At 50.9% G+C, this 12,458-nt stretch carries 11 protein-coding genes; 4 read left to right on the top strand and 7 right to left on the bottom strand.

Annotation, left to right across the window (positions count from 1 at the left end):
- Positions 1-103: 103 nt before the first annotated feature.
- The 4 genes from SGBXF1_RS12485 to SGBXF1_RS12470 all read right to left on the bottom strand — a co-directional run bounded on the left by SGBXF1_RS12485 (position 104) and on the right by SGBXF1_RS12470 (position 4,382).
- Positions 104-838, bottom strand: a complete 735-nt coding sequence (locus SGBXF1_RS12485) for a MurR/RpiR family transcriptional regulator (RefSeq protein ID WP_130380770.1) — start codon at positions 836-838, stop codon at positions 104-106.
- Positions 839-926: 88 nt separating this feature from the next.
- A complete protein-coding gene (locus SGBXF1_RS12480) occupies positions 927-2,234 on the bottom strand; it encodes an MFS transporter (protein WP_037415394.1) in 1,308 nt (435 codons plus the stop codon).
- Positions 2,235-2,324: 90 nt separating this feature from the next.
- Positions 2,325-3,275, bottom strand: a complete 951-nt coding sequence (locus SGBXF1_RS12475) for a 2-hydroxyacid dehydrogenase (RefSeq protein ID WP_037415392.1) — start codon at positions 3,273-3,275, stop codon at positions 2,325-2,327.
- Between the two features lie 201 nt (positions 3,276-3,476).
- Entirely contained in the window at positions 3,477-4,382 is a 906-nt protein-coding gene (locus SGBXF1_RS12470) for a DMT family transporter (RefSeq protein ID WP_186426908.1), read from the bottom strand.
- Positions 4,383-4,510: 128 nt separating this feature from the next.
- On the opposite strand from SGBXF1_RS12470, the gene SGBXF1_RS12465 reads away from it, so the two are divergent.
- Complete coding sequence (locus tag SGBXF1_RS12465; RefSeq protein ID WP_037415387.1) at positions 4,511-5,080, top strand: helix-turn-helix domain-containing protein; 570 nt, start codon at positions 4,511-4,513, stop codon at positions 5,078-5,080.
- Between the two features lie 134 nt (positions 5,081-5,214).
- Complete coding sequence (locus tag SGBXF1_RS12460; RefSeq protein ID WP_186426907.1) at positions 5,215-7,152, top strand: DUF3857 domain-containing transglutaminase family protein; 1,938 nt, start codon at positions 5,215-5,217, stop codon at positions 7,150-7,152.
- A gap of 46 nt (positions 7,153-7,198) precedes the next feature.
- Here the strand turns inward: SGBXF1_RS12460 and SGBXF1_RS12455 are convergent, their stop codons facing one another.
- Positions 7,199-8,113: a LysR substrate-binding domain-containing protein gene (locus tag SGBXF1_RS12455; RefSeq protein ID WP_061806277.1), complete on the bottom strand. Its 915-nt coding sequence runs from the start codon at positions 8,111-8,113 to the stop codon at positions 7,199-7,201.
- A gap of 100 nt (positions 8,114-8,213) precedes the next feature.
- On the opposite strand from SGBXF1_RS12455, the gene SGBXF1_RS12450 reads away from it, so the two are divergent.
- A complete protein-coding gene (locus tag SGBXF1_RS12450) occupies positions 8,214-8,612 on the top strand; it encodes a GlcG/HbpS family heme-binding protein (protein ID WP_186426906.1) in 399 nt (132 codons plus the stop codon).
- A 75-nt stretch (positions 8,613-8,687) separates the two neighbouring features.
- A complete protein-coding gene (locus SGBXF1_RS12445) occupies positions 8,688-9,584 on the top strand; it encodes an SDR family oxidoreductase (protein ID WP_238320963.1) in 897 nt (298 codons plus the stop codon).
- 49 nt (positions 9,585-9,633) lie between these two features.
- Here the strand turns inward: SGBXF1_RS12445 and ggt are convergent, their stop codons facing one another.
- Together ggt and SGBXF1_RS12435 are read right to left on the bottom strand one after the other, a co-directional pair.
- Positions 9,634-11,307 (bottom strand): gamma-glutamyltransferase, encoded by a 1,674-nt coding sequence (ggt, locus tag SGBXF1_RS12440; RefSeq protein ID WP_186426905.1) that lies wholly within the window; start codon positions 11,305-11,307, stop codon positions 9,634-9,636.
- A 142-nt stretch (positions 11,308-11,449) separates the two neighbouring features.
- A complete protein-coding gene (locus tag SGBXF1_RS12435) occupies positions 11,450-12,313 on the bottom strand; it encodes a LysR family transcriptional regulator (RefSeq protein WP_186426904.1) in 864 nt (287 codons plus the stop codon).
- Positions 12,314-12,458 lie beyond the last annotated feature (145 nt).

The raw sequence follows: 12,458 nt of genomic DNA, 5'->3' as shown, positions 1-12,458 counted from the left end.
TGAAAGGTCACGTCTGAGAATATAGTAGCAAGCTGAAATTGAATGTCACGATATAACAAATCACCCTTTCAGGTGACGTGTCACATTAAAAAAACAGGTTGTTTTATTTTGTGGCGCTAATATGACCCAGCCGTTTTCCGATGGTTTCAATAATGTAGATTACCGGGATTTGGGTCGTGATATTATGTTGTCCGGCAATCAGCTGCGGGGGAACATGGTAGGAGAGGTTGAAATCTGCCATACGTGCCAGTGATGAGGTTTCATTGTTGGTGATGCTGACGATCTTGCAGTTATGCAGGCTGAACTGGCTGGCAAGGCGCAGGATCTCTTCTGTCTCGCCAGACACGGAAAGCATAATGGCGACCGCGCTTTTATACATATCACTGTTGATAGGATAATAAGGATCATCAATATGGGTGCTAAATTTTCCTACATTGGAAAAGAAACGCGCACCGTATTTCCCCAACGCCCCCGACGTGCTGACGCCAACAAAAATAATACGCTCTGCGGCAGCAATATATTGTACCGCTTGGTCAAGCAGTTGGTTAAATTCGTCGTTGTTGATACTTTTAAAGAAACTGATTATTTCGCTGGTGCCGAAATCTATCGGCGGTGCTTCGGTTTGCTCAAGATACAATTTAAAGCGAATACGAAATTCTGAATAACCGTCGCAGCCCATTTTTTTGCAAAAACGCAGTACCGTGGTCGTGGATACCCCGGCGGCCTCCGCCAGCTCACGAATGGTCATGTATATCACTGGGTTCTTATTCTTGATGACGTAGTTATAAACCATCAACTCCAGTGTATTGAGTTCGGCAATTGCTTTATGGGTAAACATAGACCTATCCAGCGAGTAACAACAGACCTTAATCAGCGGGCTAACATAGCAAATTTTGCCGTTGCCCGCTTGTGGTTTTCGTTGTCACTCAGGCTCGTTTGGCCTTGTCCAGCAACGCGTCATGCGCTGTTTCACTGTCGGTCAGGTCGCACTCTTTTGGCAAGCGCCATGCGATGATCCCGGCAATGATCAGTGACACCGCCAATCCGCAAACCGCAACGTTTTGCCCATACAGATAAATCATCACACCCACCAGATAAGGTCCGCAGAACCCACCCAGGTTGCCCAAACCATTAATCACCCCACGTGCGCCACCGGCCACTTCTGCGGAGGCGATACGCCCAGGCATTGACCAGAATGGGCTGGTCGCCGCTTTCAGGAAGAAACCACAAACCACTAACGCGATATAGGCGGCCACCACGTTATGGCGTAACACTACCGATGCCAACAAAGCGGCAGCGAAGCAGAACAATGAAACCATCACCCACAGACGGCGCTTGCCGGTTTTGTCGGTAAGTACAGAAATGAGGTAAATCCCCAACAACGTTGCCACGAAAGGCAAAATTGCCAGGAAGCCCACAGAGGCCATATTACCGCCAGTGAGGTTCTTCAGAATGGTGGGCAGCCACAGGGTGTAGCCGTAGTCACCGGTTTGATAAAAGAAGTTCAGCAACACCAGCTTCATTAGCCCTTTATTACGGAATACGTCCTTCAGTGGGGCATTGCTGACAGGTTGTGTTCTGCTGCGTGCCTGACGTTCTCGCGTGAGTTCTGTTATCAGATATTCTCGCTCGCGGGCCGGTAACCAACGTGCTTCTTGTGGTCGATCGCTGATCAATAACCACCACACGGCTAAAACCACTAACGACAGCAAACCTTCGAGGATAAACAACCAGCGCCAATCGAGTTGGTTAATAATGGCTCCAGAGATCGGTGCAGTCAGCATGCCTCCCAACGGCGCAAACATCATGACAAAGGCGTTGGCTCGGCCCAGCTCTTTTTCTGGAAACCAGTTGCTGATCATGGTCAGTACGACCGGTAACATGCCGCCTTCAGAAATCCCCAAGACAAAGCGCAGTACCAGAAGTTGATAATGATTGGTGACAAAACCGGTTGCTATTGAAACCACTGCCCAGGCACACAGTGACCACGCAATAAAGCGTTTACCGCTGCCGTTAACCGCAATACGTCCACCAGGAACCTGCAAAAACAAATAGCCGATAAAGAAGATGCCGCTGGCCAAACCGGCCATCTGACTGGTGATGCCCAGATCACTTTCCATACCGCCGGGCAGTGCAAAACTGATATTTACCCGGTCCATAAAGGAAATAATGCAGGCAATCAGGATCGGTGCAATGACCCGCAGCCAGCGGGTGTTGGGTATTTTATTATCCATGGCGATCTCTCTTTATAGGGCGCAGGGAGAACCTCCAGACAGAGAGGTTCTGTTATTCGGCGGTAATAAAATCGAAAGAAAACGCGTTATTTATTCAATGGCGTGGGGCAACGGTGCATGATCAAAAAAGGCTTCGACGTTGGTAAACACGATATCGCTCATTTTTTGCCGTGTTTCTTGGGTAGCGCTGGCGATATGCGGTTGCAGTACAACGTTATCCATAGCGATCAGCGCGGCAGGGACTTGCGGTTCGTGGGCATAAACGTCGAGTCCGGCACCGGCAATGGCACCGCTTTGCAGCGCTGCGATCAGATCCGTTTCGTTGACGATGCTGCCGCGAGCAATGTTGATCACCAGCGCATGAGACGGTAGCGCATCGAACACCGCTTTATCCACCAGACCTGCGCTGTCCTTACCGCCGGAAATGGCAATCACAAAGAAGTCACTTTCCCGCGCCAATGCCAGCAGATCCGGATAATAGGTGTAGGGCAGTGAACTGTCCTGTTGGTGGCTGGCGTATTGGATGCGCATGTTGAAGCCGGCTGCACGCTGGGCGATGGCCCGACCGATGTTCCCCATGCCAAAAATGCCCAGTCGTTTGCCGCTGACCTGTACCGACAGGCCTGGCGCTTCGTGTAACCAGCGGCCATCACGAACAAAGCGGTCGTTGTGACACAGTTGACGCGCGGTTGCCAGCAGCAGCCCGAGTGCCATATCGGCCACGTCTTCTGTCAATGCGCCGGAGGTGATGGTGACCTTAATACCGCGCTTGCGGGTGTAGTTCAGGTCAATGGCGTCAGTTCCTACGCCAAACACGGCAATCAGCCCCAAGTGCGGTAACTGTTCGAGAACCGGCGTTGTGACACCGATGTCCCCACGGGTGACGACAGCCCGGATAGTACGCCCATTCGTTGACAGGAAGGCGACCGGGTCCGCCTGTTCATATAACCGATGCACGACAAAAGTGGCATCAAGGCGAGCAAGCAGGTTTTCCATTACTGGGGCAATTAACAGCACTTCATCGGGCGTATGGGTCGTCATGGTTTCACCTGTTTAAAAATAGCGTTACGTCGTTATTGCTATAAAAGCGGTTTTCCACAGACGGTTTTGCGACAGATATCACGCTGAAGGATGTTAAAAAAGGGTGTTACCGGTAATGTGACCGAGGGGGTAAAACCGGTAACAGCGAGCCGTAACATGCGATTCGACAGCGAAGAGGCTCATTGGTAGATGTCACAGCCGTTAGTGATCTTCGGCCTGTGAGGCGGATTTACTCGCTCGCAATAGCCGCCAACCAAAGTTCATGCCGGCTGCCGACAACAATATGGCGGCAGCGCCCAACAACTGCATTAAGCCAAGGCGGTGCCCGAATACAGCCCAGTCGACGATAATCGCCATTAGCGGGTAGATGAACGACAATGCGCCGATCAGACTGGTGGGGATTTTCTGGATCGCACTGTACAACAACGATGACATCAACCCGGTATGCAGTAAGCCAAGGGTGGCCAATAGTAGCCACGTGTGGGCTGTTGGTGGCAGAGAAGTCAGACCGGCGAATGGTGCCAGCAATACCATGCCAACGGTGAGCTGAATGAGCACAAGCAGATGCGGCGGCACGCCTTTCAATTGCTTGACGATGGCTGCAGCTACCGCATACATAAAGGCAGCGCCCAGTGCCAGTAACACGCCGGTAAGGTAATGGACATTGGAACTACCGGCATCTTGTTTGCCAATAATGATCAGCAACATTCCCCCAAAGGCCAATAGCAGCCAACCGAGTTTATTCGCCGTCATTTTTTCACCAAAAAGCAGCACCCCCAACCCGACTAACATAAAAGGCTGAACGTGATAGGTGACCGTAGCCACAGCAATCGAAGCGTAAGAGTAGGCGCCGAAAAGCAGCGTCCAGTTCAACACCAGTGCTATACCCCCCAGTACCGCAATGGCCGCCTGGCGACGAGTTAGCACGTCTTTTCTTAGCTGGCCGAGCAAGGCACAGACAATAAGCATTGCCAGCGCACCAAACGCACAGCGCCAGAAAACCACTGTGGGTGCCGGCTGCCCCAGTAAGATGACAGGCCAACCCACGGTGCCAGAAATCACCATGGCAAGGACCATCTGCAGCACACCGCTGGTTTTTATTTTCATTCGTTTTCTCCCTGATCTGCTCAGCGCTTGCCGATGTTGGTGTATATCATTAAAATGAACAACTGGACATTATGATGAACACCCTCAGGGTGTTCGTCAAGTCGAACAAACGGATGATATGGTGAACGATGAGCGATAATGCGAGTAATAACGCAACACCCATTGGCCTGCTTTCTGCCGCAATCCGCCGTGAGCGCGAACGAATTGGGTTGACGGTTACCGAACTGGCCCGCAGGGCGGGCATAGCCAAATCGACACTCTCTCAACTGGAGACCGGCAGTGGTAATCCCAGTCTGGAAACGCTGTGGTCGTTGGCAATGGCGCTCGATGTACCCGTCAGTCGGTTAATCTCACAACCGCGCCAGCACGTTCAGGTGATCCGCGCTAATGAAGGGGTCACTACCGTTTCTGAACACGCTAATTATGCCGCAACGTTGTTGGCGACTTGCCCTCCGGGGGCGCAAAGGGATATTTACCGTCTGCGCGTTCAGCCGGGAGAATCACGTATTTCCCGGCCGCATATGCCTGGCACCATCGAACATGTGATTATCAGTAGCGGTAGAGCGAGAATTGGACCGACAGAACAACCAGTGGAACTGAGCGCGGGGGACTACATCAGTTATTCTGCCGATCGAGAGCACATCTTTGAAGCCCTGGAAGCGGATACCACGGCGGTCATGTTGATAGAGCAAGGGTAGTTTTGCGCATTGATGAAATAATGCATCCGGGTTGACCCGATGTTTATTGAACATGAATGATTGTCATAGTGTTGTGCCAGGGTTCTATGGATACGGTGCCTTATGGCCGGTTACTCTTTGTCAAAGGAATGAGAATGAAAATAGCGATCCCATCGATACTGCTGCTCACCAGTTTGACGGCGGCACACCCTGTTTTGTTACTGGCCGCCGATTCGACCTTGCCCACAGGGCAGGAAGCGGCAGCCAGCAATGATTTCAGCTTTGTACGTTACCGTGCTGACTATCAGGTTCTTGCCAATGCCCACAGCGTGAAAACCGAAAGTTATGAGGTCTTGCTTAAAACCAAGGCAGCGGTTGAGAAGTTCAGTCAAATTCGATTGAGTTACAGCGAGAAAATGGAAACGCTGGAGGTGGTTTCGGCCTATACGCTCACGGCTGACGGTCAACGTCATGATGTGGCACCTGATCGCATTTATACCCAGGAAAGCTACTCCAGCGCTTCAGCCGCCGTGTATGCCGACCGTAAAGTGAAAGTGATCGTATTCCCCAACCTGGCACCAGGGTCTCGTATCGTATATCAGCTGCGCCAAACCCAAAATGTCCCTTACTTCCCAGATTATTTTGGTCTGTGGGAAACCTTTAGTGTATTCGAGCAATTTGACGATGCAGAGGTCAATTTGCAGGCGCCGGCAGATTTGCCAATGCATATTTATATTCGGGATGTAGAAGGTAGTGATAAGCCGCAGATCCGTAATGGGCAGGCTTACTGGCGTTGGCATTACCAACGAAGCGTGCCACTGAAGGCGCAGAATTGGGCGGCAGATCGCTGGACATTCAGCCCAACCATTATGGCCAGTACCTACCGCGAGTGGCCACAACTGGCCAAAGCCTATCAGTTGAAGGCCAGTGAAGCGGCAAAGGTCACTCCGGCAGTGCAGGCAATGGCAGAAAACATCACCGTCGGCATTGACGATCGCCGTGAACAGGCCGCAGCAATTTATCGCTGGGTGGCACAGAATATCCGTTATGTTGCCGTGTACCTGGGTAACGGCGGATTGGAGCCTAATTCTGCGCAAAGTATTCTCGACAACCATTATGGCGATTGTAAGGATCATGTGGTGCTGTTGGAGGCGCTGTTGGCTGCCAAGGGGATAGAGAGTTCGCCGGTGTTAATTGGCATGATGAAAGGACCGATTCTGCCTGAAGTGCCCCTGCTGGGTCGCTTTAACCATGCCATCACTTACGTGCCTGAGTTTGATGTGTATCTGGATTCAACCAGTCCTTGGGCACGCTTTGGTCAATTGCCGGAGGGTGATCTGGGCGTTCCGGTGTTATTGACGCGTGAAGCGAAATTGGCACATACCCCGAACAATGATGCACAACGGACTGAAAGCCCACTCAATGTTGACGTTGTGTTCGATCAGTCGGGCACAATGCGTGGGCAAACCGAACGAAAATTAAGTGAAGTTGATGAGATCAACCTGCGAGGTTATTTCTCTAAAGTTAATCCGCATAATCGGGCGCGGACCGAGGAATCCATCATGTCTTCCTCCGGCATCGACGGGCGCGGGCAGGTGGCGATGAGCGGTGATCCGCTGGATCTTAAAAAACAGTTTGGTTACAGCTTCCGTTTCAAAGCCGATGACTATGTCGATTTTGGCGTTGTGGGTGGGATGACCGTGCCCAATCCGCCGGGCGGCAAGTCTTTCCGCACACTTTATACGACCACTGCCGCGTTAACGAACGAAACGCCATTCTATTGCAATGCGCAACGCTATGATGAAACCTATCGTCTGCAATTGCCTGCGAATATCCCCATTATTGCTATTCCAAAAGATCAGCAATTCCGCAATACGGCGGGTGATTATCAGGTTAAATGGCAGCGAGATGGACAACAGGTGATGGTCAATCACAGGTTGCAGCTGAATGCCATTCACGGTGAAGCTACCCTCTGTCAGGCGCAGGATTATCCGGCGTTCCGCGAGTTATTCCAGCAGGTGCGTCGTGGTTTCCGCGGGCAGGTGGTTTACGGCGAGTTGGCGAACAGTGCGGTGAATAAAACCAGCGGGTAATCGTGTTCATGTCCCATTGTTGTCTGTCGGACAATGGGACATTGTTTTACCATGACAGCATCTGACTGTGACGTTTTAATTCATCGATAAATACTCTGACTTTCTTCGGTACATATTTCCGATTGGCGTAGTAGACCCACATGGGTGGCAAAGGACGACAAGAGCCTGGCATTATTTCAACCAGCGAGCCTGCTTCGAGTTCTTTTTTTATCCGGTGACGTAAAAATACATGGGCAATACCCATTCCCGCTCGAGCAGCCTCTATAACTGCCTCTGTATTGTCGGTAATAAATACGCCCGGCATGTCAATGTCATGATCTTTTCCACCCTCGGTCAGCGCCCATTTATGCAATACGCCGCGATCAGGGAAGCGGAAGCGTATGCAGCGATGTTGTTGCAAATCTGAAATGGTCTCTGGGGCAGAATATTGCTCAATATAACTGAGTGAAGCGATGAGTGCACATGGCAGCTCCGGGGTGATCTGCACGCCAACCATACCGGGTTGTAATTTATCCGCGAGTCGAATACCCACATCAATGCGTTCCTGAATAATATCCACCAGATGATCTTCGTAATTTATTTCCAATGTGATTTGTGGATAGCGGCGGTTGAATTCGGCTAACAAGGGCGCTTTGAGCAGTTCTTTGGCCATTTGTACAGCGGTGATGCGTAAATGGCCTGACGGCAGGTTTTGGTTTTGATGCAGGCCTTCGCGGGCATTAAGTATATGTTGATAAAAAGGTGCAACGCTGTGATAGAACCATTCACCCGCCTCACTGAGACTGACACTGCGTGTTGAACGATGAAACAGCTTTACCGCCAGTTCAGTTTCCAACTGCCCGATCCTCAGACTTACTGCGGCAGGTGTGACACCCAGCATCGACGCGGCACGGGAAAAATTACCAGCCTCGACCACGGTCAAAAACAAGTGAATGCCGTTAAGCGGGTCTTGTCTATTCATAAGATAAACTAACAACTGTTGTCAGGTGAGTGAGTATTGTTCACATCCTAGCGCAACTTTATAGTTTCCCCCAAGATTACATTAATAGGGGGGAATCACCATGTCAGGATCGCTATCGCTGGACTATGCCCAGCAATTGATTGCCAGAGGGATTGCGGCAGCTCGGCAGCAGGGAGTGGCCGTTTGCATTTGTGTCTATGACGACGGTGCCAATATGATTACCTTTATACGTATGGATAATACCCCGCTGGGAGCCATTGATTTGGCCCAAAGGAAAGCGAAAACGTCAGCGTTATTTCGCATACCTAGTGCCGATCTGGGGCAGCTTTCAGGTTCTGGTCAGGAATTATGGTCTATCGAACACAGTAATCAGGGCTTGGCCTCTTTTGCTGGTGGACTACCAGTCTATTCATCCACAGATGAATTCATTGGCGCAATTGGCATTTCAGGCGCTAAATCTCATGAGGATGCTTATATCGCAGAAACCTGCTTAAAATAATACTCATTACTCATCGCGTTAATTAAGTAACTATTTACTGGCTTATATCATTCTGCTTATGCAGAAGGAGGGCGCATGTATGGAATAACCCGAAGGAAATTTATTATCAGTAGCGGTGTGGTCGCGGCAACGTCGGTATTGCCCGCAATGACCGTTAATGCAAATCATATTAATGTGGATAGAGGAAATAATCAGATGGTTAAAAAAACGGTATTAGTGACAGGCGCAGGATCGGGTTTTGGCCGAGAGGTTTCATTGGCGTTGGCCGCTCGCGGGCATAAAGTCATTGCCGGTGTGCAACTCACGCCACAGGTAACCCAACTGCTCGAGGCGGCAAAACAGCGGGGCGTCGAGTTACAGGTCGAAAAGTTGGATATTTTGGATCACCGTGATCGAGAATACGCGTGGAAATGGAATATCGATGTCTTGTTCAATAATGCTGGTATTGCTGAGGCGGGTGCTGTCGCAGAAATGCCCATTGACGTGCTGCGTGCCCAGTTTGAAACCAATGTGTTCTCCAGTATGGCACTGACCCAGGGATTCATTAAACAAATGGCAGAGCGTAAGAGCGGCAAGATTGTTTTCGTTTCTTCGGTTGCAGGTTTGCTTACCGGAGCCTTTACCGGTGCATATTGTGCATCTAAGCATGCATTGGAAGCGATCGCCGAATCCTTGCGTATGGAACTGGCTGATTTCGGCGTAAAAGTAGCGACGATAAACCCAGGGCCTTATCTGACAGGTTTTAACGATCGAATGATGGAGAGTTTCAGAAAGTGGTATGACCCAAAGGTGAACTTCATCGACCATAGCAAACTCAAGTTTCCATTTGATCAGTTCGATCCACAGGAGATGGTCGACAAAATGGTCAGCGTTATTGAAGAAGATAATGGGTTATTCCGCAATCTGCTGCCTGAATCCTTCATTGAAGTGGTCAAGAATGACCAAAATGACGCATGGACGCGTAAGCAATAACTGAATGATGGCCGACCCACACGTCGAATCGTGGGTCGGCCATATCATATTACTTTTTCACCACCAGTCCCATGCCGCGGCCCCGTGGGTCAGATGCGGTTTCCGGTGTGTTACCGTTAACGCGTATTACATGAATATCCCCCATATACCAGCCTTGATCCTCCAGTTTATAACCCATCGCTTTCAGCTGTTCGGCCACTTTGCCAGTCAATGGGGCAAAACCGTCGTAGAAAATGGTGTCTTTCGGTAGCAACTGATGATGAACGCGCTGCGCAGCAACCGCTTTTTCTAAGGGTAAGTGGTAATCATAGATATTGTTGATTACCTGGAAAATCGAGGTGAAGATACGTGAGCCACCCGGCGTACCAATGACCAGACTAACGTCGCCGTCACGTGTGATGATAGTCGGGCTCATGGAAGAGAGCATGCGCTTGCCTGGTTCAATGGCGTTAGCGTCACTGCCTACGACACCGAAGGCATTAGCCACGCCCGGCTTGGCGCTAAAATCGTCCATTTCGTCATTCAGCAGGAAGCCCGCGCCTTTCACCACCACGCCACTGCCGAAGTCCCAGTTCAACGTGTAGGTGTTGCTGACCGCATTACCTTGGACATCAACAATCGAAAAATGGGTGGTCTGATGGGGCTCAAGCCCAGGGCGCACCTTTTCGGTCGGTGAAATCGCGATTGGGTTGATCTCCGCCGCCCGTTTTTGCAAGTAGTCCGGGGCGATCAGCTTGTCGACAGGCACATGAGTGAAGTCCGGATCGCCGAGATAGTCTGCGCGATCGGCAAATACACGTTTTTCAATCTCAGACAACAGGTGAATGTAACGTGCGGAATTCAGTTCTACACCTTTGAAATCGGCAGCGCGGTCCTCTTTTATCCCCAATAGCTGCGCCAGCGCGATCCCCCCGGAACTGGGCAGCGGAGCGGTATAGATAATGTTACCGCGCCAAGCGATTTGCATCGGATCGCGCCATTTCACCCGATAGTCAGTCAGATCAGACTGCGTGATGAGGCCGCCATCACGCTGCATCTGTGCCACCAGCAGTTTGGCAGTTTCACCCTGATAGAAGTCGTCGGCACCTTTGTTGGCGATGCGTTCCAGCGTTTTAGCCAGTTCAGGTTGTTTAAACACCGCACCGGGTTTCATGTTGCCAAAGTAATCACCAAAGTTTGTTTGACCAGCAAACAGCTTATTGGCGTCCTCACGGTACTGATATTGCTGATCGGCCACTTTAAACCCTTGCTGCGCGTAGCCGATAGCTGGGGTCAGGAGCTCTGCCCAAGGCAATTTGCCAAAGCGTTTATGTGCCTCCCACAGGCCTAACACCGTGCCTGGTACACCGGCCGCCTTGGTGCCCACCAGGCTGAGATTTTCAATAACGTCACCGTTTTTATTCAGGTACATGGTTTTGGTGGCCGCTTTTGGGGCAATTTCACGGTAATCGAGGAAATAGGGTTTACCGTCGACGTACAGCGTCATAAAGCCACCGCCACCAATATTACCGGCTTCTGGGTAGGTTACCGCCAGGGTAAATGCGGTAGCTACCGCAGCATCTACCGCATTGCCACCAGCTTGCAAAATTTGTGCGGCCACTTTTGCGCCGTATTGATCCGGTGCCGCCACGGCACCGGCATTCAAATTCACGGCCAATAGCGAGGGGCTGAAGGTGGCAAGCGCCACGCCAAGTGCTAATGTTTTCAATATGACAGAATGCATAGCGGTTCCTTTTCGAATTGAACGATGACAGGTGAATTCAATCTCAACAATCACTTAGCGCCATTCTGTGGGCGCTTGATTGAAAGTAGCACTGCACAATCCGGCGTGCTTTATTCACCGTCTGGAACCGTGAGCTAGAACGTTAAACCGCGTGGGGTAATTGGGTTAGCAACCACTCACAAAAATGTTGTGTAAACGGGTTGTTCTCACTGTCGCGATGAATCAGCCATGCCCAATTGGGACCACGTACATTTTGTTCCGTCAAAGAGGTCAGCAACCCTCTGTCATGCGCGTGTTGTGCCAACAGTTGGCTAACCAATGCGATGCCAAGACCGTCGCAGGCGGCATCCAGCAACAGCCCTGGGTCTGAGAAATTCAGCCCATGACTGCTTTGCCCGATGTTGATGCCGCCCTGAAGGACCCAATGGCTCCAGTCCATTTCGCGTTCACCATGCAAAGTGGTGCGCTGTTCGGCCTCAACGTTCAGCAAGTCAGGGTGGCATGCCGGATAGAGCCGATCCTGATGCAATATTCTGAAGCTGCATTCCGCTTGGGCACTGAGATCGTCGCGGATCGCCAGATCGACGGTTTCTGTCGCCATATCCGGCGGATCAAAGGTCGTGAACAACCACACGTCGATATCTGGATGCAGTCGATTAAAACTCTTCAGGTGTGGTACCAACCAGTGACGGGCAAACGCCGGGGTAGTGTTGACGATCAGTTGATTAGGTTTACGGTACTGCTCTAAACGACGAATACCGATAGCCAGTTGCTGAAGCATCACCTGTGCGGTGCTATAGAGATCGTGGCCGGCGTCGGTAAGGCTGACGCTGCGACCACTGCGAAAGAACAGAGGTTGTTCAAGGAAGGCCTCCAGACTGCGTATCTGCTGGCTGATGGCTGACTGGGTGAGGTGCAGTTCGTCTGCGGCCTGGTGGAAGCTGCCTAGCCGGGCGGCGGCTTCAAACCCGCGTAATGCATTCATTGGCGGCCAGTGTTTTAACATTATCGATAAGCCTGTCTAATCACGTGTCTGCTAAATGTATCGTTTGTTCAGGCTGTATTGGAAGCCTTAACATGTATTACATCAAAATCATGCCGTCTTCAGCTGAAAAGAATATCTTATTTCAATGACGGCAATACAGGAGCAA

Origin of the sequence: Serratia grimesii (assembly GCF_900186025.1) — a bacterium.
Taxonomy (GTDB): domain Bacteria; phylum Pseudomonadota; class Gammaproteobacteria; order Enterobacterales; family Enterobacteriaceae; genus Serratia; species Serratia grimesii.
This window is presented reverse-complemented; position numbering and strand designations above follow the sequence as displayed.

Excerpts from the sequence above, each read along its gene's own strand:
- SGBXF1_RS12470 (WP_186426908.1), bottom strand. The coding sequence starts at position 4,382 with ATGAAAATAAAAACCAGCGGTGTGCTGCAGATGGTCCTTGCCATGGTG.
- SGBXF1_RS12445 (WP_238320963.1), top strand. The coding sequence starts at position 8,688 with ATGTATGGAATAACCCGAAGGAAATTTATTATCAGTAGCGGTGTGGTC.
- SGBXF1_RS12480 (WP_037415394.1), bottom strand. The coding sequence starts at position 2,234 with ATGGATAATAAAATACCCAACACCCGCTGGCTGCGGGTCATTGCACCG.
- ggt (WP_186426905.1), bottom strand. The coding sequence starts at position 11,307 with ATGCATTCTGTCATATTGAAAACATTAGCACTTGGCGTGGCGCTTGCC.
- SGBXF1_RS12465 (WP_037415387.1), top strand. The coding sequence starts at position 4,511 with ATGAGCGATAATGCGAGTAATAACGCAACACCCATTGGCCTGCTTTCT.
- SGBXF1_RS12455 (WP_061806277.1), bottom strand. The coding sequence starts at position 8,113 with ATGAATAGACAAGACCCGCTTAACGGCATTCACTTGTTTTTGACCGTG.
- SGBXF1_RS12475 (WP_037415392.1), bottom strand. The coding sequence starts at position 3,275 with ATGACGACCCATACGCCCGATGAAGTGCTGTTAATTGCCCCAGTAATG.
- SGBXF1_RS12460 (WP_186426907.1), top strand. The coding sequence starts at position 5,215 with ATGAAAATAGCGATCCCATCGATACTGCTGCTCACCAGTTTGACGGCG.
- SGBXF1_RS12450 (WP_186426906.1), top strand. The coding sequence starts at position 8,214 with ATGTCAGGATCGCTATCGCTGGACTATGCCCAGCAATTGATTGCCAGA.
- SGBXF1_RS12485 (WP_130380770.1), bottom strand. The coding sequence starts at position 838 with ATGTTTACCCATAAAGCAATTGCCGAACTCAATACACTGGAGTTGATG.
- SGBXF1_RS12435 (WP_186426904.1), bottom strand. The coding sequence starts at position 12,313 with ATGTTAAAACACTGGCCGCCAATGAATGCATTACGCGGGTTTGAAGCC.